Consider the following 23,990-nt stretch of genomic DNA (forward strand, 5'->3'; position numbering starts at 1 on the left):
CGGGTTTCCCGCGGCCTTTTTTATGGCACGGTAGATTCGCTGCATGGCCGAACGCACCCCCACCGACGAACGCATCATGGTGTCCGAGGTCTTTGCGCGCAGCAGTGCGCGCGAGGCCCGCGCCGACCTTGGCCACGTGACCGAAGCGGCACGTCGATTGCCTATCTACCGTCGCTGCGAGGTGCTGGTGGTGGGCGGTGGCCCCTCGGGCACGGCAGCGGCGGCGAGTGCGGCGCGGCAGGGTGCCGACGTGGTGCTGCTCGAGCGCTACAACCACCTGGGCGGGCTCTCGACCGGCGGCCTCGTGATCTGGATCGACCGCATGACCGACTGGGCCGGCACGCCGGTGATCCGCGGGTTTGCCGAAGAGCTGTTCGCGCGTCTGCCCGCCGACGCGGTGGCCGGGCCACCGCGTGAGGAATGGGGTTCGGCCGAGGCTGCACGTGCCGCGCATTGGGCACCGCGAACGGCGGCGTTTCACGGCATCGTCACCTGGTCGCCCACGCTCGACCCGGAGCGGCTCAAGAGCGTGTCGCAGGAGCTCTTGATCGAGCGAGGCGTGAAGCTCGTGTACCACGCATGGGCGGCCGATCCGATCGTGGAGGACGGGCGTGTGCGCGGGGTGAGTTTCGAAAGCAAGGAGGGCCGCATGGCCCTGCTGGCCGACGTGGTGGTCGACGCCACCGGCGACGGCGACCTCTTCGCCCGCGCCGGCGCCGCGTTCGACAACGACATCGAGGCCGACGACATCCATCACTGCATGAACACCGCCTGGCTCTTCGGCGGCGTCGACATGAAGCGTTGGATCGCGTTTCGCACCGGCGAGCCCGAGCGCTACGCGGCCTTCATGCAGACCGGGCGCGAGGCCTGCAGTCTCTTCGACAAGCCCTTCGTGTCATGGCGCGACGACATCGCGCTTTTTCTCGGGCCGCGGCAGTCGGGCTACTCGGCGCTCGACGTCGACGACCTCACCGCGGTGGAGGTGCGCTCGCGCCGCGCGATGGAGCAGCACCTGAATCACTACCGCGCGCACGCGCCGGGTTTCAAGAACGCCTACGTGCTGCAAGGCGCGCCGCAGATCGGCGTTCGGCATGCGCGTCGGCTCAAGGGCGTGGGCAGCGTGCTGCGCGCGCGTTGGGCCGAGGGCACGCCGTTGGCCGACGAGATCGGCCTGTCGCCCTCTGTGTCACCCAAGTTCCCGAGCATCTCGATCCCCTACGGCGCACTGGTGCCGCAATCGCTCGACGGGCTGCTCGCGTGCGGCCGCCACGTGTCGTGCGACCCGGCTTCGCATGGCTTCATGCGCGAGATCCCGCAGTGCTGGGTGACCGGCCAGGCCGCGGGGGTGGCGGCGGCGCTGGCGGTGCAGCAGGGTGTGCCGCCGAGGAACGTCAACGTGCCCGCCTTGCAGCGGGCGCTGTTGGCGCAGGGTGTGCTGCTGCGCCCGCTCAGTGCGTCGCCAGCAGCGACTTGAAGCTGTCTTTCGAGGCGGGCGTGAGGTCGGAGGTCTGCTCCGGCCCCGGGAACTGGCGCGCGCCCACGTCGGCCACGTAGCGCTTGGCGGCCGCCGCAATGTCCTGTGCCACGTTGAGGTAGCGCCGCGTGTGCCGCGGCTGGAAGTCGGTGTAGAGACCGAACACGTCGTGGAAGACCTGGATCTCGCCATCGCAGCGCGGCCCCGAGCCGATGCCGATGGTGGGGATGGTGAGGCGCTTCGACACCTCTTCGGCCACGGTGGCCGGCACCAGCTCCAGCACGACGGCGAAGGCGCCGGCCTCCTGCAGCGCGAGCGCATCGTCGAGCAATGACACGGCCGCCGTCGGCTCCTTGGCCTGCACGCGCGCGCCGCCGAGCGAGTGCACCGACTGCGGCGTGAAGCCGAGGTGCCCGCACACCGGGATGCCGCTCTTGACCATGCGCTTGACCAGCGGTGCGATCTCCGCGCCCCCTTCCACCTTCACCGCGCCCACGCGGCCTTCGGCCATCAGCCGGCCGGCGTTGCGCACGGCATCGTCGGCCGAGGCCTGGTAGCTCATGAAGGGCATGTCGCCGATCACGAGCGCGCGCTGCGTGCCGCGCACCACGAGCCTGGCGTGATAGATGATCTGGTCGAGCGTCACCGGCAGCGTGGTGTCTTCGCCTTGCACCACCATGCCGAGCGTGTCACCCACGAGCAGCAGCGGCACGCCGGCGGCGTCGAGCATCTGAGCGCCGGTGTAGTCGTAGCAGGTGAGGGCGGCCACACGTTCGCCACGGGCCTTCATCGCGACGATGTCGCGGGTGCTGAGTCGGATCGTCTTCATGTCGAGTGCTTCACCCAGGGGAAGCGGGAGTGGAGACGGGGCGCACATTGCCAGCCCCCAAGATGGCAGTCAACGCTAAGATTTGCCGCAATCTTCTTAGCTATGACTAATGGCTCGCCATGACCCTGGAAGACCTGCGCATCCTCGTCGCCGCCTGTGAAGCGGGCAGCTTGAGTTCACTGGCGCGCGACCTGAAGCGCACGCAGTCGGCCGTGAGCCAGCACATCGCGCGGCTCGAAGCCGAGCTGGGCGTGAAGCTCTTCGACCGCCATGCGCGCGGGGTGGCGCCCACGGCGGCGGGCCGCGTGCTGAAGGATTTCGCGCTCGAAGGGCTGGACGCCATCGAAGTGGGCCTGCAGCGCATCCGCGCGCTGCAGCACGGCGAGTCGGACACGCTCAGCATCACGACGGGCGGCACCACGGTGCGCCACTTCATGATGGATGCGATCGTCAAGTTCCGCAAAAAGCACCCCGGCGTGAACCTGCGCTTCCTGCCCGCGGGCTCGACCCGGCGCTGCTTCGAAATCCTGCGCCTCGCGCAGGCCGACCTCGGCTTCATCACCATCGGCGAGCCAGCGCGGGGCATCCGCGTGCGCACGGTGGCCCAGCAGCAGCTCTTCCTGCTGGCAGCGAAAGACGATGCGCTGGCATCGAAGCGGCGCCTGCGCGTGGCCGATCTCGCCGGCATCCGCTACCTGGGGCTTTCGGGCGGCACCACGCACCAGAGCGCCATCGAGCAGGCGGCGCAGGAGCGGGGGCTCGAGCTCAAGGCCGAGATCGTGTTCGACGATTTCGACACGGCCAAGGTCTTCGTCGAGCTGGGCCTCGGCCACGCCATCGTGCCGGCGGTGCATGCGCACAACTTCGCGAAGACGGGCACGGTGAAGGCCATTCCGATCGTGGACCTGCCAGCGGTGTCGATCGGCTGGGCCTTCCGGCACTGGCAGCACCTCTCGCCGGCGGCACGCGATTTCGCGGCGCTGATGGACCAGGCGCTGGCGCGCATGGCGAAGTCGGTCGCGGGCTTCTCGTTGGCCTGACGACTCTGGCCTGACTACGCCGGCAGCTTGAACCCGCTGCGCCGTGGCGGCAGCGGCACGGGCTGGCCTTGCTCGATCCAGCGTTCGAGCTGCTGGGCCACTTCGTCCGCACTCGGCATCTGGGCGATCTCGTGGGCCAGCCGCTCGGCGGTGTGGCGAAAGCGTGGCTCGCTCAGCAGCTGCTGCACCGCGTGGCGGATGGCGTAGAGGTTCTGCTCGGCCCCGAGCAGCACCAGGCCGGCGTTGCTGTGCTCCAGCGCGGCGGTGTTGACGAACTGGTCGGCCATCTGCGGCAGCGCGAGCTGCGGCAGGCCGTGGGCCGCGGCGGCGTACACCGTGCCGGCGCCGCCGTGCGAGATGACGAGCTGGCAATGCGGCAGCAGCTCCGCCTGCGGCACATGGCGCTGTGCATGCACCGTGGGTGGCAGGGGCTGCAGCTGCTCGGGTTCAACGTCGGGCCCGGTGGCCACCACCACCCGCAGTGCCATGCCCGAGAGCGCCGCCAGCACCGTGCGCAGCAGCTCGGGGCGGTTGAGCATGGTGCCCAGGCTCAGGTAGACGAGCGGCAACTCGCGCTGCGCGGCGAGCGGGCCCGGCACCAGGCGCTGCAACTCGACAGGCGCCGTGGCCGCCGCGTCAACCGGCTGCAAGGAGTGCGCGGGCAACTCGGCTGGCAAGGGCTCGGGTTGCAGGCTGGGCGGGCAGATGTCGAGGTACAGGTGGCGGTACAGGCCGCCATCGGATGGTGGGGGCGCGCCGGTGAGCCGCACCCAGTGGCTCGCGATGTGGGCCACGGCCTCCTGCACGCGATGCGCCGGCAGCGGCATGCCGAAGCCCTGCGTGACGTGCGGCACGCCGGCCACCTGCGCCGCCAGCGGCACGGCCAGCGCGGCGTTCTCGCCAATCACGAGATCGGGCTTGAAGGCGTGGATGGCGGCCTGCAGCGGGGCCAGCATCCGCGCGGCGATCACGGCGCCGTAGAGCTTGGGGAAGATACGCGCGGCAGCGTCGGTGCCGCGTGCAGCCGACAGCTCCGGCCAGCGGCCGAACAGGCGGAACCGCGCCGACTGCCAACCCGGCCCCACCTCGAAGCAGGGCACCGGCAGGTGCGACGGCACGAAGGCCTGGGTTTCGGCAGCCCCCGCCCAGGCCACGCCGTGGCCGCGTGCATGCACGGCCTGCAGCAGCGGGAGCAGGGCCCGCACATGGCCTTCGCCGGGGGTGGCGCAGAAGAGAACGCGCATGCGCTGACTCTAGGCGCCAGCATGTCGGGAGGGAATAGTCAGTTCTGAGCACGCCCGTGCAAGCGCGTGCCGGTTCTCACGGCGCAGGCGTTTTCAGCCGCGGCCGACGTAGGGCATCTTGGTCGCCATGATCGTCATGAACTGCACGTTGGCTTCCAGCGGCAGCGAGGCCATGTGCACCACCGCGTCGGCCACGAGCTGCACGTCCATGCGGGGCTCGACCATCATCTGCCCGTTGGGCTGCAGGATGCCGCGCGCCATGCGCTCGGTCATCTCGGTGGCGGCGTTGCCGATGTCTATCTGGCCGCAGGCGATGTCATACACACGGCCGTCGAGCGAGGTCGACTTGGTGAGGCCGGTGATCGCGTGCTTGGTGGCGGTGTAGGGCGCGGTGAAGGGGCGCGGCGCGTGCGCCGAGATCGAGCCGTTGTTGATGATGCGGCCGCCGCGCGGGTCTTGCGCCTTCATGATCCTGAAGGCCTCTTGGGTGCACAGAAAGGCGCCGGTCAGGTTCACGTCGACGGTGTTCTTCCACTGCTCGTAGCTCAGGTCTTCGAGCGGCATGGGCGGGGTGCCGCTGCCGGCGTTGTTGAAGAGCACGTCGAGCCGGCCGAAGCGCGCGAAGGCTGCGGCGAAGAGCGCTTTCACCGAGGCCGGGTCGGCCACGTTGGTGGGCACGGCGAGTGCGTTGGCGCCGAGGTCGCCTGAGTCGGCGATGGCCTTCTCCAGCAGCTCGGCGCGCCGGCCGGCCAGCACCACGCCGTAGCCGGCGCGCAGCAGGGCGAGCGCCGAGGCCTTGCCGATGCCGGTGCCGGCACCCGTGACGAGGGCGATCTTCTTCATGCAGTGGGCTCCTCTGCGGTGGGCGCGCCGAAGCAGTCGGCGTAGGTGAAGTACAGCGAGGCGTAGAACACGGCCATCATCACGAAGGCAATCGGCACGAGCAGGGCCATCGCCGTCTGCTGGCTGGCCACACCCAGCAGGCCGACGAGCAGCGAGGCGGCCAATGCCACCAGCACCACGGCGGCTGCGTTGGTGAGGCTGTAGACGATGAAGGCGCCCTTGTTGCGCCACACCGCGACCACGCTCGAGAAGAGCGACTGGCCGGCCGAGTGCCCGCCCCAGTGCACCAGCGCCGGGGCAAACCAGAAGGGCACGCTCAGCAGCACGGTGGCCGCGGCCATCCACAGGAGGCCGCTTTGCAGGCGCGGGTCGAGCGTGGGTGGGGGCGCGTTCGATCCGGGCGGCGGTGGTGTGGGCAGGGCCACATCGTTGCCGACGATGAGCGCGAAGCCGCCGATCACCACCACCATCACCAGCGCATAGATGGCGCCCAGCTGCCACAGCGTGCGCCGGCGGCGCGGGTCGCCGCGCAGCGGTTGCACGAAGACCTGCAGGTTGGGCGGCCCGCCTTGCAGCACCTGCTGCGTAGTGAGCATGAAGCCGAGGGTGACCAGCGGCAGCGCGGCCCACATGACGATGGTGCCGATCAGCGGAATGATCTGCACCACCACGGCCAGCAGCATCCACATGCCGATGAGGCTCAGGTAGAGCATCGGGCGCGAGGCGAAGGCACGCAGGCCGAGCAGGACCCACTGGGCGCCGCGGCGGGCGGGAACGGTGTGGAGTTTCATGCGCGACCCATCAGGCGATGGCCGGGTGCCAGGGCTCGGCAACGCGGTGGCTGAGCACACGCTCGAAATGCGTGGGGTCGTGCGGCTTGAGCATGGAAGCATCGCGCGGCAGGTGGAAGTCCCACAGCCGCGAGACCCAGAAGCGCAGCGCGGCGGCGCGCAGCAGTGCGGGCATCAGGCGGCGCTCGCTCGAGTTGAGCGGGCGCACCGCGTCGTAGGCGCCGACGAAGGCCAGGGCGCGCTCTTCGACGAGACGACCGCTTTCGAGATCGGTGCACCAGTCGTTGAGGCACACCGCCACGTCGAAGAGGAAGGTGTCGACCCCGGCGAAGTAGAAGTCGAAGAAGCCGGTGAGCTGGTGGCCGACGAACATCACGTTGTCGCGGAAGAGGTCGGCGTGGATCGGGCCCTTGGGCAGCGCTTCGTAGGCGGCGGAGGCGGCCACCTGCTGCTGGTAGGCGAGCTCGCTTTCGATCAGCGTGCGCTGCTCGGGCGTGAGGTGCGGCAGCACCACAGGGATGGTTTCGGCCCACCAGGCGAGGCCACGCAGGTTGGGCTGGTGGCGCGGGTAGTCGGCGCCGGCCAGGTGCATGCGGGCGAGCATCGCACCCACGCTTTCGCAGTGGCTGATGTCGGGGGCGAGCTGGTGGCTGCCTTCCAGGCGGTTGACCACCGCGGCCGGCTTGCCGCACAGCGTGTGCAGGATCTCGCCGGTCTCGTCGGCCTGCGGGTCGGGCACCGGCACGCCGTGCTGCGCGAGGTGCTTCATCAGGTGCAGGTAGAAGGGCAGCTGCTCGTGGCTCAGGCGTTCGAAGAGCGTGAGCACATAGCGGCCCTTTGTCGTGTCGGCGAAGTAGTTGGTGTTCTCGATGCCCGAGGCGATGCCCTTGAGGGCGGTCAGCTCGCCGATGCCCAGGTGGCCGATCAGCGCGGCGGCATCGTGGTGCGGGACTTCTGTGAAGACGGCCATCTCGTGGTCAAACCAGGGTGCGGGAGGTCATGGCCGCGGATTGTAGGCAGCGGGGTCGTGCACCCCGCGGCCTCAGGGGATGGTTGCGCTCGCGGCGGAGGCTGCCTGCGGCAGGGCCGTGCGCAGGGCGTCGATGCGCTCCTGTTTCTGGGCGTCGGTCAGCGTGGCGTCCTGCTGCACGGTCATGATCTCGAGGAGGGCGCGGGCCTCGCGCGCACCCGGGCCGAACAAGGCTTGCTCTGTGACCGGGCTGAAGTGGCGCCGCTGGATCGCATCGACCTGCGCGAAGAGCTGGTGCAACTCGTCGGCGTTGCTCGGCGGCGGCGCCGCGGCGAGCAGGCCCGACACGTCGGCCCGGTAGCCGATGTAGCCGTGCACGAGCGTGAGCGCGCGTTCAGCGTCTTCGTGCGGCAAGGAAAGGCGCACGGCCTTTTCGACGCGGGCCAGGTCGGCGGCGGTGGGCACCTCCGGCAGGGAGTTGACGAGGGCATCGAGCGCCACGCGTGTTTCTTCATCGAGCTGAAGCCCACCGGCGTAGCCGATGTGAAAAAGCTGCACCGCCTGGGCCAGCGGGTCGCCGGTCGGGCCTGTGCCTGGCGCGGGCCGCGTGTCGGTTCGCGCCGCGTCGTGGTTCGAGGCGGGAGCCGAGGTCGCGGTGGGCTCGGCCTCGGGCGCCTCGAAGTAGACGTAGGCGAGACCCACCGCCAACGCAGCCAGGACTGTGATCACGCCCGCACGAAAGGTGAGAAGAGAAGACCAGGACATGGCGCCAGCCTAACGCAAGCTTTGCGTTTGCACACCTGCTGCGCGGCGTGGCGAGTGGTCTCATCGCCTCGCATCCGAAGGGTCTTCTGACGTGCAGCAACAACGCTGGGCAACAACCCAACTGTCGTGTCGCCATTGCATGAAGCGCCTCTCGAACGCCTGGGTCCGCGTGGGTGTGCAAGGCCTCACGGAGACGTTGGCCGAAGTGGCAATGCAAGTTCTGGCGGATCACCGAAACGCGCTTCTCGCTTCGAAGGCGCGCTGACCGAACTTGCAACGCCCGTCATCCGTTGCGGAATCGGCCGCCCCCAGGCGGCGCGTCTCACGTGCCTGAATGAAGAGGGGGAAACACGGTGGAGTGCCATGTGCGCCTGCGGGAGATTTCCGCACCTCGATCGGCAAGCGTCACACGGTGGCCGATCGGGGAAACGTGGTGATCACAACCACCTGTCCAACCACAACGGAGACACTCACATGCACAACCGATTCATCCGACGTGCCGCCCTGTTCGCAGGCGCACTCTTGTTCGCGGGCGCTGCGTGCGCCGGCAACTTCACGGCCACCTACACGGCGGGCAGCACCACCTACAACATCCAGGGCACCGAGCCGGCATCGGGCCGGCACCCGGTCTTCATCTACACCGTGGGCACGGTCGAAGCGTGGAACAACGCGCAAGCCACGGCCGCGGTGGCCGAGATGGCAGCCAAGGGCTTCGTGGCGGCCACGGTTCAGTACAACAGCGGTGTCTTCGGCACGTGTTCCCAGATCCTCGCCAAGGCGCGCGCCATCTACCAGGGGAGCACGGCGAGCAGCGCCGTGGCGAAGCTGTGTTCGCGCGCCACGGCCGACTGCAGCAAGGGCATCGTGGTGGCCGGCTTCAGCCAGGGTTCGGTGATCGCCATCAACGCGAAGAACTTCGACTCGCGCGTGCGTGCGGCGTTCGGCATGGGCGCCCACAGCCAGTACTCCATCTACGACACCGACTCGTGCATGAAGAACGGCACCCACGCGCTGCCATCGAGCAACCTGCGCATCGTCAATGGCGACGTCGACATCTTCCCCGGCGGCAACCCCGTGGCCGTGCGGCTCTCCTCGCAAGCTGTCACGGGCAAGAGCTGCGGTCTGACGGCCTATTCATGCCTCAGCAGCAACGGCAGCGGCTGGATCATGGTGCGCGGCAGCCAGGTGAACGACGGCTCGGCCGACCACTGCTATCAACGCAGGTCGGGCGGTTGCCTGGGCAGCCAGAACAACCTCGACACCGGCTGGCGCAGCGGCAGCGACGCTTGGGGCTTGAAAGCCAATCTGAACTGGCTCGCAGGTTTCGCCACGCCGTGATGGCGTGATGCGGGCCGCGGCGCCACCTGATCGGTGGGCCGCGGCGCTTGCCCGACAGGCACTCGCAACGATCAGGCGCGCAAGCCGTCGGTGCTGCGAAACGCGCCCGGCGTGTCCCCGGTCCACCCCCGGAAGGCGCGGTGGAACGCGGCCACGCTGTCGAAGCCAAGCTGCTCGCTGATGTGGCTGATGGGAGTGGCTTCCTTCGTGAGCAGGTGCAGGGCCCGCTCGCGGCGGAATTCGTCCTTGATGCGTTGAAAGGTGGCGCCTTCCTCGGCCAGCCGGCGATGCAGCGTGCGCACCGAGACACCCAGGGCTTCGGCGGCGCCATCGGCGGTGGCGGCCAGCGGCAGGCGCTCTGCCAGGTACTGGTGGACGCGCTGCGCCAGCCGTACCTTGTGGGCCCGGGCAAACATCCAGTCCTCCGGGGCCCGCTGCAGGAACTCGGCCAGTTGCGGCCGTGTGCGCCGGATGGGAAGTTGCAGGACTTTCGCGTCCATCACCAGCGCCGGCTCTCGCCGTCCGAAGGCCACAGGGCCCGGGTAGAGCACCTGGTAGTCGGCTGCGAAAGCGGGCTCTGGAAAGTGGAACTCCACCTGCAGGAGGGGCAGTCGCCGCGCCGAGAGCCACGAGATCACGCCGTGGATCAACTTCAGGATCAGATCGGCCGTGAAGGGCCTGCACGGCAGGCCGCCCGGCATCTGCACGAGCGCGATCCGCGCCGTGTCGCCCTGGTTGGCGATCTCGACATGGAAGTCGTCCTGCACCACGCGGTACATGCAGGCCCAGCGGTGAAGCACCACGTTGAGGTTCTTGGCGTCGAGCAGGGCGAGGCAGACGTACTTCAACGCACCGGGCCGCATCGGCCGCGAGAAGAGGCCGAGCAGTTCATCGTCGAGGGCCACGGCCATCGCCCGGTAGAACTGCGCGAACTGCTGTTCGGTGAGACGAGCCGTGTCGTCTTCCGGCACGCCATGCGCGCGCAGCAGCTTCGATGACTGGGAAGGTGAAACGCCCGCAGCCTCGAGCAAGGCGGTGACGTATGCGAGTGAAATCGTGGCGCCTGCGTGTTTCATGCCATACACCTTTGCATGCAGCAGATGGGGTGCGCGGATTCTGCGGAGCGCGTCCCTCCGGCATGCGCAAGGTTTTCCCGAGTTCGGCCGGCAAGTGGCGTGATCGATCAAACGGAAGGCCGATCCTGCAATTCACGAGAGCCGGCAATTTCGCACCGCAGTACACGCGCAGACAGGAGCCATTGAAATCAGAATCGAGGCCACCCTGTCGACCGCACGCCGCACGATGAAGCTTGACGCCCTGACCCTCTTCGCTTCGATGTTCATCAACCTCACGCTGATCGTGGGGGCGTTGCTGCTTGGTGTTGGGCGGAAGACGCGATCGGGGATGCGGCTGTGGACGGCGGCGCTGGTGTTGCAGGCCGTGGCGTGGGCCGCGCTCGTCGCCGCTTACAAGGGCTGGCCGCGCGAGATGGCGACGCTCGGCTCGGCCGCGATGGTCACCGGCTTCAGCTTCATGTACCTGGCCGCCAAGAGCTACCTGCGCCAGCCGGTGTCCCTGCCGTGGGTCGTCGGGGTGCCGGTGGTGACGGCCGTGTTGCACTGGCTCGTGTTCGAGAACTTCGCCGCCCGCATCCTGGTCGTCAACGTGGCCATCGGGCTTCAGATGTTGTGGCTGACCTGGCTGCTCCTGCGCCCCGGCTCCACCGGCAGCTGGCGCTGGCGGTGGCTGGCCGGGCTCGCGCTGGGCGCATCGGGTGCGATGGTGGCGTGCCGAGCGGTGCTCGTGATCGTGGCGCCTGAAAGCTACCCCCGCTTCGAGTCGCCGCATTGGGTCAACATCGTCGGGCTCATCGTCAGCAATGCGAGTGTGATGGCCGGGACCTTGGCGTTTCTCCTGGCCTACCGCGACGAGGCGGAGCAGGAACTCAAGCGCCTGGCCACCACCGACGGCCTGACCGGCGTGCTCAACCGTCGCCACTGGATGGAGCAGGGGCTGGCGCATTTCAACCTGGCGCGTCGCCACGGGCGTGGCCTCGTCGTGCTGATGCTGGACATCGACTTCTTCAAACGCATCAACGACACCTACGGCCATCAGACCGGCGATCGTGCGCTGACGCTGTTCGCAGCAGCCTTGCGGCAAGTGGTGCGCCAGCCCGATCTGGTGGGCCGCTACGGCGGCGAAGAGTTCTGCGTGCTGCTGCCCATGTCGGACCTGGCCGCCGCAGAGGCGGTCGACCAGCGTCTGCGGGCCGCTCTCGCACACGACGTGAGCCCCGTGCTCGGCTTCGACGTGACCTTCAGTGCCGGCGTGGCGGCGCTCCGTGAAGGCGAGGTCGGCCTTGAGGACATCATCGCCCGTGCCGACCAAGCCCTCTATGCTGCCAAGCAGGGCGGGCGCAACCGCATCGTGCGCGGCTGACCGGCCGTTTCCAGAAGAGACCGACCATGTGGACACGCATCCTCGACACCATCGCCGCCGAGTTCTCCGACGCCGTCGACGCCGAACAGATCACGCGCATCCTGCTGCGCCTGCTGCTGGCGGCGGTGCTGGGCGGCGTGCTCGGCTACGAGCGCGAGAGCCAGGGCAAGGCGGCGGGCATCCGTACCCACATGCTGGTGGCGATGGGCGCGGCGCTCTTCGTGCTGGTACCTCAGCAGGGGGGCATGGAGATCGACGACATGAGCCGCGTGATCCAGGGTGTGGTGGCCGGTATCGGCTTCCTCGGGGCTGGGGCCATCATCAAGAACAAGAGCGAAGAGAACGTGCTCGGCCTCACCACCGCGGCAGGCGTGTGGATGACGGCGGCCATCGGCATTGCCTGCGGCCTGGGGCGCGAGATGACGGCGGTGCTGAGCACGCTGCTGGCGCTGGGGGTGCTGTCGCTGGTGCCCAAGGTTGCCGATCGCAGCGCCAAGGTCTGACGCTCAGAAGAGCACGCGGGCGCCCAGCATGACGGCGCGCACGTCGCCCTTGCTGCCGCGGAACTCGGCCCGGCTCTGGTCGACGCTGAGTTCGAGGCGGATGTTCTGCCACGGGGTGACGTAGAGTCCGAGGCCGACATACGGCGCCACGTTCTTGTCGGTCGACTGTGAGCCGGAGATGGCCGCGGAGACCCGCAGTTGCGTCCTCAGCATGGCGATGCCGAAGCGGGTGGCAAAGCCGAAGGACGAGCTGAGCGGCAAGTCGCCAGCGATGCCCGCGGTGACGCCGGTCACGGCGAACTCGCCGGTGGCACCCGAGCTGCTCACCTTGGCGTTGCCGTAGTCCACGAGGCCGACCTCGGCCGAGATGCCTCCCGGAAAGCGGCGCCCGGCGAGAAAGCGGTACGCGTCGCCTTTCCTGTCGCAGGCACTCGACCCCGTGCAGTCCACCGAGAGCTGTCCGCGACCACCGGCCACACTGGCATAGGTCTGGGCGGCGACGTTCGACGACAAGGCACAGGCGGCAATGGCCGCCAGCGCGACGATGTGGTTCTTCATGACTCCCTCTTCATTGGTGGTGAACCCGCCCTCCGCGGGGCCGCCATTATTGATGGGCATCCGTCAGTCGAGCCGCACCCTCACGAAACTCGCGAAGCGCGGGGCGCCGTCCGGGTGCAGGCCCCGGTAGCGGTAGGTGACCTGGCTGCCGATGGGCGGTGGCGACACCCGATCGGTGTCGCGCAGGCCGCTGCCCAGCTTGAAGCGCAGGCCTTGCGGTGTTTCCACGAGCAGCGCACCGACCAGGCCGTCGTACTTGCCGTGGCCCGGCACATGGCCGACCACGGTGGCCTCGGCATCGAGGTGCTGCTTGAGCTTGAGCAGGTCGTCGCTGCGTTCGCCCCGATAGGCCGATGCGCCACGATGGAGCATCAGCCCTTCGCCGCCACGGTGCACCGTGTCGTGCAGCAGGGCCTGCAGCGCCGCCTCGGTGGTGGCTTCGTGCTGCGCCACCGCTTGCACTGTGGGCCGTGCGTGGGGCAGGGCCCGGCGAAGCTCGGCGATGCGCGTGTCGAACGGGCCCGGTGCGGCGGGCAGGTCGAAGACCATGTAGCGCAGCGCGCGCCAGGCGCCGTCGTCGGGCAGGTCGCGTGCGGCGGCCGAGGCCGCGCTCGTGAAGCGGCCGTGGCCCGCCCACAGCTCGCCGTCCATCGCGTGGGCAGGCCAGCCGTCGGTGAACCACACGGGCGTGTGGATGCGGTGGCCGTGGCGGGTCCACAGCGACTGGCCGTCCCAGTAGGCACGCACGCCGTCGTACTTCTCGCTCACCCACCATCCCTGCAAGGGCATGCCAGGGCGATAGAGGCCTGCCAGCATCAAGGGCCGCGGGCCGCCCGCGCGGGCGGGTTGCGGCAGGAAGGGCGCGGCGCTGAGCGACAGCAGCAGTGCGCGGCGGATGGGGTCGGTTCGCAAGGGCATGGGGCAGGGCAGGAGTGGAAGCCCGCAAGGCTATGCAGCGCCGCCCCGCCTGCCCAGCCCACCGTCGGGTGACGCGCCGCGGCACGGCCACACCCGCATGGGTGGGCATGGGTTCGAAATGGCAGCAGTCCGGCAGGGCGAGTCGCTTCCCCGACAATCCGCGCCATGAACCTGCCCCTGCTTCCCGACGACGGCCCGCTGCTGCTGGTCGATGGCTCCAGCTACCTCTACCGCGCCTACCACGCGCTGCCCGATCTGCGCGGGCCGGGCGGCGTGCCCACCGGGGCGATCCACGGCATGGTGGCGATGATGAAAAAGGCCGTGCAGGACGTGAAACCCTCGCACGCGGTGTGTGTGTTCGACGCGCCGGGCAAGACCTTCCGCGACGACTGGTACCCCGAGTACAAGGCCCATCGCTCGCCCATGCCCGAGCCGCTGGTGCAGCAGATCGAGCCCATCCACGAAGTGGTGAAGCTGCTCGGCTGGCCGGTGATGATGGTCGAAGGCGTGGAGGCCGACGACGTGATCGGCACGCTCTCGTGCATCGCCGCGAAAGCGGGGCAGAAGGTCATCATCTCCACCGGCGACAAGGACCTCGCCCAGCTCGTCAACGAGCACGTGACGCTCATCAACACCATGAGCAACGAGAAGCTCGACGTGGCCGGCGTGACCGAGAAATTCGGCGTGCCGCCCGAGCGCATCGTCGACTACCTCACGCTGATGGGCGATGCGGTCGACAACGTGCCGGGCGTCGAGAAGGTTGGCCCCAAGACGGCCGCGAAATGGATCGCTGAACACGGCTCGCTCGACGGTGTGATCGCCGCGGCCGACAAGGTGAAGGGCGTGGCCGGCGAGAACCTGCGCAAGGCACTCGAGTGGCTGCCCATGGGCCGCCAGCTCGTGACGGTGAAGACCGATTGCGACTTCGCCGAGCACGTGCCCGGCTGGCCGGCGCTCGAATCGCTGGCGCTGCAGCCCGTCAACCGCGAGGCGCTGCTCGACTTCTACACCCGCTACGGCTTCAAGACCTGGAAGCGCGAGCTGGAAGAGGCGCTCGGGGGCGGTAGCGCCGCGGCCGAGGCGCCCGCCGTGCTCGCCAACCCGACGCCGATGGTGGCCAACCACGCCATCAGCCGCAGCTACACCACCGTGCTCACCCCCGAGGAGCTGGAGCTGTGGGCCGACAAGGTGGAGTCGGCGCCGCTCGCCGCCATCGACACCGAGACCGATTCGCTCGACCCGATGGTTGCGCAGATCGTCGGCATCTCGCTCAGCGTGAGCCCGGGCGAGGCGGCCTACATCCCGCTGCGCCACAGCTACGCCGGGGCGCCCGACCAGCTGCCCTGCGACATGGTGCTCCAGCGCCTCAAGCCCTGGCTCGAAAACGCCGACGCGCCCAAGCTCGGCCAGAATATCAAGTACGACAGCCACGTGCTCGCCAATGCCGGCATCACCGTGCGCGGCTACGTGCACGACACGCTGCTGCAGAGCTACGTGCTCGAGGCGCACAAGCCGCACAGCCTCGACAGCCTCGCGCAGCGCCACCTCGGCCGTGCCGGCCTGTCTTATGAAGACGTGTGCGGCAAGGGCGCGCACCAGATCCCGTTTGCGCAGGTCGACATCGAGAAGGCCGCCGAGTACTCCTGCGAAGACAGCGAGATGACGCTGCAGGTGCACCAGACGCTGTGGCCGCAGGTCGAGGCCGACAAGGGCCTGCGCTTCGTCTACGAAAAGATCGAGATGCCGGTCACGCACATCCTGCAGCGCATCGAGCGCAACGGCGTGCTGATCGACCCCGCGCGCCTGGCCCAGCAGAGCCAGCAGCTCGGCGAGCGCATGCTGCAGCTCGAACGCGAAGCGCACGAACTCGCGGGCCAGCCGTTCAACATGGGCAGCCCCAAGCAGATCGGCGAGATCCTCTTCGGCAAGCTCGGCCTGCCGGTGATCAAGAAGACCGCGAGCGGCTCGCCCAGCACCGACGAAGAAGTGCTCGACAAGCTCGCCGAGGACTACCCGCTGCCGGCCAAGCTGCTGGAGCACCGCTCGCTGTCGAAGCTCAAGGGCACCTACACCGACAAGCTGCCGCTGATGGTCAACCCGAAGACCGGCCGCGTGCACACCAACTACGCGCAGGCGGTGGCGGTGACGGGGCGCTTGTCCAGCAACGACCCGAACCTGCAGAACATCCCGATCCGCACGGCCGAGGGCCGGCGTGTGCGCGAGGCCTTCATCGCGCCGACCGGCAGTGTGATCGTCAGCGCCGACTACTCGCAGATCGAGCTGCGCATCATGGCCGACATCTCCGGCGACGAGAACCTGCTCAAGGCCTTCGCCGAAGGCATGGACGTGCACCGCGCCACGGCCGCCGAGGTCTTCGGCATCGAGCCCGCGGCGGTGACGAGCGAGCAGCGCCGCTATGCCAAGACCATCAACTTCGGCCTCATCTACGGCATGGGGGCCTTCGGCCTGGCGGCGAGCCTCGGCATCGAGCGCAGTGCGGCCAACCAGTACATCGAGCGCTACTTCGCCCGCTACCCCGGCGTGAAGCGCTACATGGACGACACCAAGATTTCCGCGCGCGAGAAGGGTTATGTCGAGACCCTTTTCGGCCGGCGCATCTACCTGCCCGAAATTAACGGCGGCAATGGCCCGCGCAAGGCCGGCGCCGAACGGCAGGCGATCAACGCACCGATGCAGGGCACCGCGGCCGACCTCGTGAAGCTCGCGATGATCGCCGTGCAGGCCGCGCTCGATGCGCAACAACGGCGCACCTTGATGGTCATGCAGGTGCACGACGAACTCGTGTTCGAAGTGCCCGAAGCCGAGCTCGAATGGGTGCGCGCCGAGCTGCCGAAACTCATGGCGGGCGTGGCGCAATTGAAGGTGCCGCTGCTGGCCGAGGTGGGTGTCGGCCCGAACTGGGACGAAGCACATTGAGGAGCGCCTCGAGCGCAGCGTCCCGCGCGCGTTGAAGGCAGTTGAAGAAGCCGGTTTCAGGCACACGCGTTCGATTCCACCTCTCGGAACCGAGGCCTAGGAAAACAACTCCCTGGGCCCTCCCTTACGGGAAACACCCCTCTGCCTTTGCGCAGGACTCCACACTACATTGCGCTCGCCTTTCGATCTGAGGGGCGGAACGCCAGGTCAACGTTTTGCTTTGCAGAACCTCGGTCCATGAATGGGGAGAGTTGGAATCGACGCGCGCAGCACACCACCGCTTCTTGACGTTAGCGACGTCACGGTTCGCTTCGGTGGCATCACGGCCTTGGACAAGGTCTCCTTCCAGGTCGAGGCCGGCAAGATCGTGGGCCTCATCGGGCCCAACGGCGCGGGCAAGACCACGCTGTTCAACTGCCTGTCGCGCCTCTACGAATTCAGCGAAGGGCGCATCGCCTTCGAAGGCCGCTCGCTGACCGAAGTGCAGCCGCACGGCATTGCGTCGATGGGCATCGGCCGCACCTTCCAGAACCTCGCACTCTTCCGCACGATGAGCGTGCGCCAGAACGTGATGCTCGGCGGTCACAGCCGCACGAGCACGGGCTATCTCTCCAACGCCTTGCGCCTGCCGAGCGTGCGCCGCGAAGAGCAGCGCCTTCGCGAGCATGTGGAGCAGGTGATCGAACTGCTTGAACTCGGCTCCGTCGCCGAGACCGTGGTGGCCGACCTGCCCTTCGGCACCCAGAAGCGCGTGGAGTTCGGCCGTGCGCTCATCACACAGCCGAAGCTGCTGCTGCTCGACGAGCCGGCCGGTGGCCTGAACCACGAAGAAGTAGGTGCATTGATGGACCTGCTGCGCCGCATCCGCAGCGAACTCAAGCTGACCATCCTGCTGGTGGAGCACCACATGAACCTCGTGATGCGCGTCTCCGACCAGGTCGTCGCGCTCAACTTCGGCCGCAAGATCGCCGACGGCACGCCGGCGGAAGTGCAGGCCAACGCGGAAGTCATCAAGGCCTATCTGGGCGCGGAGGCTGCATGAGCGACATCCTCCTGCAAGTGCGCGGCCTGCGCGCGCAATACGGCCAGACCAAAGTGCTGCACGGCCTCGACTTCGACGTGAAGACCGGCGGCATCACGACCATCCTCGGAGCCAACGGCGCCGGCAAGACCACCACGCTGCGCGCCGTGTGCGGCATGGTGCAGACGCAAGGCGAGATCACGCTCGGCGGCGAGCGCATCGATGGCAAGGCCACGGAAAACATCGTGCGCCAAGGCGTGGCCCACGTGCCCGATGGCCGCGGCACCTTCCTCAACTTCTCGGTGGAAGAGAACCTGCGCGTCGGCGCCTACACACGCAAAGACAAGGCCGAGGTCGCGCTCGACTTCGAGCGCATGTACACCTACTTCCCGCGCCTGAAGGAGCGCCGCAAGCAGCAGGCCGGCACGCTCTCGGGCGGCGAACAGCAGATGCTGGCGGTGTCGCGCGCGCTGATGCTGCGGCCTCGGTTGCTGCTGCTCGACGAGCCGTCGTTCGGCCTCGCGCCGCTGGTGGTGCAGGAGCTCTTCGAGATCTTCAAGGCCATCAACCAGAGCGACAGGATCAGCATGCTGCTGGTCGAGCAGAACGCCTCGCTCGCGTTGAAGCTCGCCGACCACGCCTACCTGCTCGAGACCGGCAAGGTCGTGATCTCGGGCACCTCGGAATCCATCCGCAACGACGAGTCGGTGCGCCGCTCGTATCTGGGCTACTGATCCATGGATTTGTTGATTCACCAAGTGCTGTCGGGCCTGGCCACCGGCGGCATCTACGCCAGCATGGCGCTCGCGCTGGTCATGATCTACCAGGCCACGCACGAGATCAATTTCGCGCAGGGCGAGATGGCGATGTTCGCCACCTACCTCGCGTGGGCCCTGATGCAGGCCGGCCTGCCGTACTGGGCGACCTTCTTCCTCACCACGATCGTCGCGTTCGTGGCGGGCGTGGTGATCGAGCGGGTCGTCATCCGCCCGGTGGAAAACGCGCCGGTGCTCGCGGTGGTGACCGTCTTCATCGGCCTGCTCGTCATCTTCAACAGCGTGGCCGGCTGGATCTTCGGCTACACGATCAAGCCCTTCGCGAGCCCGTTCCCCGAGCAGCCCTTCTTCGGCAACCGCTACATGTCGTCGCACGAGATCGGCTCGATGGGCATCACGCTCGTGCTGCTGGCGATGCTCTTCGTCTTCTTCCGCTACACGCCGCTGGGCCTGGCCATGCGCTCGGCGGCTCAGAACCCCGTCTCGGCGCGGCTCGTGGGCGTGCGGGTGGGCTGGATGCTCGCGCTGGGCTGGGGCCTGGCCGCGGCCATCGGCGCGATCGCCGGGATGATGGTGGCGCCGGTCGTCTTCCTCGAGCCCAACATGATGGGCGGCGTGCTGCTGTATGCCTTTGCCGGCGCGCTGCTCGGCGGCATCGACAACCCGTGGGGCGCCGTGATCGGCGGCTTCATCGTGGGCGTGCTGGAAAACGTGGTCGGCGTATACCTGGGCACCGAGCTCAAGCACACCGTCGCCCTGGTGCTGATCGTGGGGGTGCTGGTGCTCAAGCCTTCGGGCCTGTTCGGCAAGACCCATGTCTCGCGCGTCTGAGGCCTGAGGAGCACCACCATGACCACCACCCTCCAAAAGCCCGCGCTCAGCGGCAAGCAGCTCGCCGGCCTCGCAGTCCTCCTGGTCGCGGCGGTTGCCGTGCCGATGTTCATCCCCGACTACCGCGTGTTCCAGCTCGCGCTCGCGCTGTGCTACGCCATCGCGATCCTCGGGCTCAACATGCTGATGGGCTTCAACGGCCAGATCTCGCTCGGCCACGGCGCCTTCTATGCCATCGGCGCGTATGTGGCGGCGGTGCTGATGGACAAGGTCGGCTTGCCGTACTGGGCCACGATCCCGCTTGCCGGTCTCGTGTGCCTGGTGGCGGGTTTCCTCTTCGGCCTGCCGGCGCTGCGCCTCGAAGGCCTGTACCTCGCGATTGCCACGCTCGCGCTCGGCATCGCCATGCCGCAGATCCTCAAGCACAAGGCGCTCGAGCACTGGACGGGCGGCTCGCAAGGCCTCGTCATCATGAAGCCCGATGCGCCGGAATGGACCGGCCTGTCGCAAGACAAGTGGCTGTACCTCTTCATCCTCGCGTGGACGGTGCTGCTCTTCTTCATCGGCTGGAACCTGCTGCGCGGGCGCATCGGCCGCGCGATGGTGGCGCTGCGCGACCAGCCGATCGCCGCGCGGGCAATGGGCGTCAACGCCTCGATGTACAAGTCGCTGACCTTCGGCGTGTCGGCCATGTACACCGGCATCGCGGGGGCGCTCGGCGCGATCGCGGTGCAGTTCGTGGCGCCCGACTCCTTCGGCATCTTCCTGTCGTTCAGCCTCTTCATCGGCGTGGTGATCGGCGGGCTGGCTTCGATCTCGGGTGCGATCTTCGGCGCGCTCTTCATCCAGTTCATCCCGAACGTGGCCGACCAGATCTCCAAGTCGGCGCCGTGGGCCATCTACGGCGTGTTCCTCATCGTCTTCATGTACGTGATGCCCACAGGGGTGGCCGGCCTGATCCGGATCCTGAGGGCTCGGTTTCTACGAGGGCGGGTAACTCAGTAGACCCTCATCGGTGGCCGATGCGTTGATGGGAAGCGTCTGGCCGCAGCCAATGTGTTTTCAGTTCGATCGAAAGGAAGCGACATGACATCCAGAACCTTGAACCTCGTGCTGGCGGCGTCCGCGTCGCTGGCCTTCAGTGTCGGCGCGATGGCCGCAGGCAAATACGGCCCTGGTGCCTCCGACACCGAGATCAAGATCGGGCAGACCATGCCCTACAGCGGCCCTGCCTCGGCCTACGGCACGATCGGCAAGCTGCACCAGGCCTACTTCAAGATGGTCAACGAGCAGGGCGGCATCAACGGCCGCAAGGTCAACCTGATCAGCCTGGACGACGGCTACAGCCCGCCCAAGACGGTCGAGCAGATCAGAAAGCTCGTCGAGCAGGAAGAAGTGCTTGCCACCTTCAACACGCTCGGCACCGCGCCCAACAGCGCGATCCACAAGTACATGAATGCGAAGAAGGTGCCGCACCTCTTCCTGTCGACGGGCGCCACCAAGTGGGCCGACCCGAAGGCCTACCCGTGGACCATCGGCTGGAACATCGCCTACCAGTCCGAAGGCATGATCTACGCGAAGTGGCTCTTGAAGAACAAGCCCAACGCCAAGGTCGCGATCCTCTACCAGAACGACGACTACGGCAAAGACGTGCTCAAGGGCGTGAAAGACGGCCTGGGCGCCAAGGCCGCCACGATGGTGGTGAAGGAAGCGACCTACGAGGTGTCCGATCCGACCGTCGACTCGCAGATCCTCACGCTGCAGGCGTCGGGTGCCGACACCTTCATCAACATCACCACGCCGAAGTTCTCGGCCCAGGCGATCCGCAAGGCCTTCGACTCGGGCTGGAAGCCGCTGCACATCGTGAACAACGTGGGCGCGTCGGTGGGCTCGGTGCTGGTGCCGGCCGGTCTCGACAAGTCGAAGGACCTGATCACGCTGCAGTACTACAAGGACCCCAACGACCCGCAGTGGAAGGACGACCCGGCCATGCTCGAATGGCGCGCCTTCATGGGCCGCCACTACCGCGAGGGTGACCCGAAGGATGCGTCGAACATGTACGCCTACCTCACGGCGCAGACCCTGCACCAGGTGCTCAAGCAGTGCGGCAACGACCTCACCCGCGAGAACCTGATGAAGCAGGCGGCCAACCTCAAGAACTTCAAGCTGCCGCTGCTGCTGCCCGGCATGGCGATCAACACCTCGCCGACCGACTTCTTCCTGATGGAGCAGGGCCAGCTGGCCAAGTTCAACGGCACGCAGTGGGTGCTGTTCGGCGAGCTGATCGGCGCGAACGACTGATCGCGGGTCGATCCATGTGAGAGAGCCGCCTTCGTGCGGCTCTTTTCATTGGGCCGCCGATTTCGCGGCGGTGGTGGGTGTGGTGGCCGGCTCGGCCAGCATGAAACCCGACACGTCGTCGAGCACGCTCGACATCCAGCGCAGCGACCACGCCATCGAGGCCACCAGCGTCACGTGGTCCACGCCGTCGTAGAGCTTGAGCTCCACCGGCGCGCCGGCTGACTTCAGGCGCTCGGCCATCTGCTCGGTGTTGCGCACCGGGTTGACGAGGTGGTCGCTGCGCGCCGCACCGAGGAAGGCGCGCGGTGCGTCGCGCTTCACGTAGTCGATCGGCTGCGTGCCGGGGGGGACGTCGGGGTGGTGGAACACCACCTGCGCCTGTGGGTTGCTGATCGGCAGGAACTCATAAGGGCCCGCCAACCCGATCCAGCCGGCGAGCGACGCGGGCGACTGGCCTTGCGCCTTCAGCCAGCGCTCGTCGAGCGCCACCATCGCGGCGTTGTAAGCGCCGGCGCTGTGGCCCATCACGTACACCCGCTGCGGGTTGCCGCCGAGCTTCGAGGCTTCCCTGAGCGCATAGCCGGTAGCACGGGCGCTGTCGTCGAGAAAACCGGGGTAGCGCACTTCCGGGTAGAGGCGGTAATCGGCGATCAACGCCAGCACGCCGCGCGAGGCCAGCGCTTCGCCGGCAAAGGTGTATTCGGTGCGGCTGCCCCAATGCCACGAGCCGCCGTAGAAGAACACCGCCACCGGCCACCCGCCGCGCGGCGGCTTGCCGGAAGGGCGATAGACGTCGAGCTTGTGCCGCGGGTCGGGCCCGTAGCTCACGCCCACGGTCGCCACGTAGGTGGACGAAGGCTTGAGCGCATTGAGGCCCGAGGAGCAGGCGCTCAAGGCCGGCAGGGTGAGCAGGGTGGCGAGGCGGCCAAGGTGGAAGCGTCGGTTCATGGAGACCCTTACGCGCCCGGTTTCGCCCTGGATGCAGCCTCAGCCGAGGCGCTGGCGGTGCCGCGCGATCTGGGCGCGCACCTGCACGGGTGCCGTGCCGCCGAGCACCTGGCGGGCGTTGAGCGAGCCGGCGAGGCTCAGCACGCCGAACACGTCGTCGGTGATCGTCGCGTTGAAGCCTTGCAGCGTGGCGAGCGGCAGTTCGGAGAGGTCCTTGCCTTGCGCGATGGCGGTCTTCACCGCATGGGCGACCACCTCGTGCGCATCGCGGAAGGGCAGGCCCTTTTTCACCAGGTAGTCGGCGAGGTCGGTGGCGGTGGCGTAGCCGCGCAGGGCCGCGCGTTCCATGGCGTCCTTCTTGACCGTGATGCCGCCCACCATCTCGGCCATGATGCGCAGCGTGTCGCGCAGCGTGTCGACGGTGTCGAACAAGGGCTCCTTGTCTTCCTGGTTGTCCTTGTTGTAGGTGAGGGGCTGGCCCTTCATCAGCGTGATGAGCCCCATCAGGTGGCCGACCACCCGGCCGCTCTTGCCACGCGCCAGCTCGGCCACGTCGGGGTTGCGCTTCTGCGGCATGATCGACGAGCCAGTGCAGTAGCGGTCGGCGAGGTCGATGAAGCTGAAGTTCTGGCTCATCCAGAGCACGATCTCTTCCGCGAGGCGCGACACATGCACCATCGCGATCGAGGCGAACGCGGTGAACTCGAGCGCGAAGTCGCGGTCGCTCACCGCATCGAGGCTGTTCTGGCACGCGCCGTCGAAGCCCAGCGTCTTGGCGACACGCTCGCGGTCGAGCGGGTAGCTCGTGCCGGCGAGTGCGGCGGCGCCGAGCGGCAGCTGGTTCACGCGCTTGCGCACATCGGCAAGGCGCTCGGCGTCGCGTTTGAACATCTCCACATAGGCCAGCAGGTGGTGCGCAAAGCTCACCGGCTGGGCCACCTGCATGTGGGTGAAGCCAGGCAGGATGGTGTCGACATTCTTCTCGGCCACGTCGACCAGCGACTTCTGCATGTCGGCCAGCAGCGGCGCGAGTGAGTCGATCTCGTCGCGCAACCACAGGCGCACGTCGGTGGCCACCTGGTCGTTGCGCGAGCGGCCGGTGTGCAGGCGCTTGCCGGCGTCGCCCACGAGGGTGGTGAGGCGGGCCTCAATGTTGAGGTGCACGTCTTCGAGGTCGAGCTTCCACTCGAAGCTGCCGGCCTCGATCTCGCCCTTGATCTGCGCCATGCCGCGCTGGATGTCGGCGAGGTCCTGCGCGCCGATCACACCCTGCGCGGCCAGCATCTCGGCGTGGGCCAGGGAGCCTGCGATGTCGGCCTTCCAGAGGCGCTTGTCGAAGTCGACGCTCGCGGTGTAGCGCTTGACCAGCTCGCTCATCGGCTCGGAAAAGAGCGCAGACCAGGCTTGGGATTTCTTGTCGAGTTGGTTGGAGGACATGGCGGGCGGGGGGCGTGTAACGCTGTG

22 protein-coding genes are annotated in these 23,990 nt (G+C 67.9%); 11 read left to right on the top strand and 11 right to left on the bottom strand.

Going from position 1 to position 23,990, the window contains the following annotated elements; translation table 11 throughout:
* Positions 1 to 43 precede the first annotated feature (43 nt).
* Positions 44 to 1,474, top strand: coding sequence for an FAD-dependent oxidoreductase (locus RXV79_RS06775; protein WP_316702636.1), 1,431 nt, complete (start codon positions 44 to 46; stop codon positions 1,472 to 1,474).
* Here the strand turns inward: RXV79_RS06775 and panB are convergent.
* Positions 1,449 to 2,303 (bottom strand): 3-methyl-2-oxobutanoate hydroxymethyltransferase, encoded by an 855-nt coding sequence (gene panB / locus RXV79_RS06780; protein ID WP_316702637.1) that lies wholly within the window; start codon positions 2,301 to 2,303, stop codon positions 1,449 to 1,451. The genes RXV79_RS06775 and panB overlap by 26 nt on opposite strands.
* Before the next feature lie 119 nt (positions 2,304 to 2,422).
* Between panB and RXV79_RS06785 the strand changes: the two genes are divergently transcribed.
* Positions 2,423 to 3,343, top strand: a complete 921-nt coding sequence (locus RXV79_RS06785) for a LysR family transcriptional regulator (RefSeq protein ID WP_316702638.1) — start codon at positions 2,423 to 2,425, stop codon at positions 3,341 to 3,343.
* A gap of 14 nt (positions 3,344 to 3,357) precedes the next feature.
* On the opposite strand, the gene RXV79_RS06790 is transcribed toward RXV79_RS06785, so the two are convergent.
* From RXV79_RS06790 to RXV79_RS06810, 5 genes are all read right to left on the bottom strand, one after another.
* Entirely contained in the window at positions 3,358 to 4,587 is a 1,230-nt protein-coding gene (locus RXV79_RS06790; protein ID WP_316702639.1) for a glycosyltransferase, read from the bottom strand.
* A gap of 93 nt (positions 4,588 to 4,680) precedes the next feature.
* Positions 4,681 to 5,430, bottom strand: coding sequence for an SDR family oxidoreductase (locus RXV79_RS06795; RefSeq protein WP_316702640.1), 750 nt, complete (start codon positions 5,428 to 5,430; stop codon positions 4,681 to 4,683).
* A complete protein-coding gene (locus RXV79_RS06800; RefSeq protein WP_316702642.1) occupies positions 5,427 to 6,221 on the bottom strand; it encodes a BPSS1780 family membrane protein in 795 nt (264 codons plus the stop codon). Before RXV79_RS06800 ends, RXV79_RS06795 begins: the two co-directional genes overlap by 4 nt.
* 10 nt (positions 6,222 to 6,231) lie before the next feature.
* Entirely contained in the window at positions 6,232 to 7,191 is a 960-nt protein-coding gene (locus RXV79_RS06805) for a homoserine kinase (protein WP_316702643.1), read from the bottom strand.
* Positions 7,192 to 7,263: 72 nt separating this feature from the next.
* Positions 7,264 to 7,956, bottom strand: coding sequence for a lipase secretion chaperone (locus tag RXV79_RS06810; RefSeq protein WP_316702644.1), 693 nt, complete (start codon positions 7,954 to 7,956; stop codon positions 7,264 to 7,266).
* Between the two features lie 474 nt (positions 7,957 to 8,430).
* Here RXV79_RS06810 and RXV79_RS06815 point away from each other — a divergent pair, with 474 nt between their 5' ends.
* The gene (locus tag RXV79_RS06815; RefSeq protein WP_316702645.1) at positions 8,431 to 9,294 is read left to right on the top strand and encodes a hypothetical protein; all 864 of its coding nucleotides are present in this window, start codon (positions 8,431 to 8,433) and stop codon (positions 9,292 to 9,294) included.
* A 71-nt stretch (positions 9,295 to 9,365) separates the two neighbouring features.
* Here RXV79_RS06815 and RXV79_RS06820 read toward each other — a convergent pair whose 3' ends face one another.
* Complete coding sequence (locus tag RXV79_RS06820; protein WP_316702646.1) at positions 9,366 to 10,370, bottom strand: AraC family transcriptional regulator; 1,005 nt, start codon at positions 10,368 to 10,370, stop codon at positions 9,366 to 9,368.
* 226 nt (positions 10,371 to 10,596) lie between these two features.
* On the opposite strand from RXV79_RS06820, the gene RXV79_RS06825 reads away from it, so the two are divergent.
* Positions 10,597 to 11,733 carry a GGDEF domain-containing protein gene (locus RXV79_RS06825; protein ID WP_316702647.1) on the top strand — a complete coding sequence of 379 codons (1,137 nt, stop codon included), beginning with the start codon at positions 10,597 to 10,599 and terminating at the stop codon, positions 11,731 to 11,733.
* A 26-nt stretch (positions 11,734 to 11,759) separates the two neighbouring features.
* Complete coding sequence (locus RXV79_RS06830) at positions 11,760 to 12,236, top strand: MgtC/SapB family protein (protein WP_316702648.1); 477 nt, start codon at positions 11,760 to 11,762, stop codon at positions 12,234 to 12,236.
* 3 nt (positions 12,237 to 12,239) lie between these two features.
* Here RXV79_RS06830 and RXV79_RS06835 read toward each other — a convergent pair whose 3' ends face one another.
* Together RXV79_RS06835 and RXV79_RS06840 are read right to left on the bottom strand one after the other, a co-directional pair.
* A complete protein-coding gene (locus RXV79_RS06835) occupies positions 12,240 to 12,794 on the bottom strand; it encodes a porin family protein (RefSeq protein WP_316702649.1) in 555 nt (184 codons plus the stop codon).
* Between the two features lie 63 nt (positions 12,795 to 12,857).
* Positions 12,858 to 13,712 (bottom strand): DNA ligase, encoded by an 855-nt coding sequence (locus RXV79_RS06840; protein ID WP_316702650.1) that lies wholly within the window; start codon positions 13,710 to 13,712, stop codon positions 12,858 to 12,860.
* A 165-nt stretch (positions 13,713 to 13,877) separates the two neighbouring features.
* Between RXV79_RS06840 and polA the strand changes: the two genes are divergently transcribed.
* From polA to RXV79_RS06870, 6 genes are all read left to right on the top strand, one after another.
* Positions 13,878 to 16,649 carry a DNA polymerase I gene (polA, locus tag RXV79_RS06845; RefSeq protein ID WP_316702651.1) on the top strand — a complete coding sequence of 924 codons (2,772 nt, stop codon included), beginning with the start codon at positions 13,878 to 13,880 and terminating at the stop codon, positions 16,647 to 16,649.
* 241 nt (positions 16,650 to 16,890) lie between these two features.
* Complete coding sequence (locus tag RXV79_RS06850; RefSeq protein WP_316702652.1) at positions 16,891 to 17,691, top strand: ABC transporter ATP-binding protein; 801 nt, start codon at positions 16,891 to 16,893, stop codon at positions 17,689 to 17,691.
* Complete coding sequence (locus RXV79_RS06855; RefSeq protein WP_316702654.1) at positions 17,688 to 18,404, top strand: ABC transporter ATP-binding protein; 717 nt, start codon at positions 17,688 to 17,690, stop codon at positions 18,402 to 18,404. Before RXV79_RS06850 ends, RXV79_RS06855 begins: the two co-directional genes overlap by 4 nt.
* A 3-nt stretch (positions 18,405 to 18,407) precedes the next feature.
* On the top strand, positions 18,408 to 19,277 hold the full coding sequence (locus RXV79_RS06860; RefSeq protein WP_316702655.1) for a branched-chain amino acid ABC transporter permease: 870 nt from the start codon (positions 18,408 to 18,410) through the stop codon (positions 19,275 to 19,277).
* Positions 19,278 to 19,295: 18 nt separating this feature from the next.
* On the top strand, positions 19,296 to 20,282 hold the full coding sequence (locus RXV79_RS06865) for a branched-chain amino acid ABC transporter permease (RefSeq protein ID WP_316702656.1): 987 nt from the start codon (positions 19,296 to 19,298) through the stop codon (positions 20,280 to 20,282).
* An 81-nt stretch (positions 20,283 to 20,363) separates the two neighbouring features.
* Positions 20,364 to 21,578, top strand: coding sequence for an ABC transporter substrate-binding protein (locus RXV79_RS06870; protein WP_316702657.1), 1,215 nt, complete (start codon positions 20,364 to 20,366; stop codon positions 21,576 to 21,578).
* Positions 21,579 to 21,623: 45 nt separating this feature from the next.
* Here the strand turns inward: RXV79_RS06870 and RXV79_RS06875 are convergent, their stop codons facing one another.
* Positions 21,624 to 22,526, bottom strand: coding sequence for an alpha/beta hydrolase (locus RXV79_RS06875; protein WP_316702658.1), 903 nt, complete (start codon positions 22,524 to 22,526; stop codon positions 21,624 to 21,626).
* 39 nt (positions 22,527 to 22,565) lie between these two features.
* Positions 22,566 to 23,963 (bottom strand): argininosuccinate lyase, encoded by a 1,398-nt coding sequence (argH, locus tag RXV79_RS06880; protein WP_316702659.1) that lies wholly within the window; start codon positions 23,961 to 23,963, stop codon positions 22,566 to 22,568.
* Between the last annotated feature and the right edge of the window lie 27 nt (positions 23,964 to 23,990).

The sequence above is a fragment of the Piscinibacter gummiphilus genome (genome assembly GCF_032681285.1).
Taxonomy (GTDB): Bacteria; Pseudomonadota; Gammaproteobacteria; order Burkholderiales; family Burkholderiaceae_C; genus Rhizobacter; species Rhizobacter gummiphilus_A.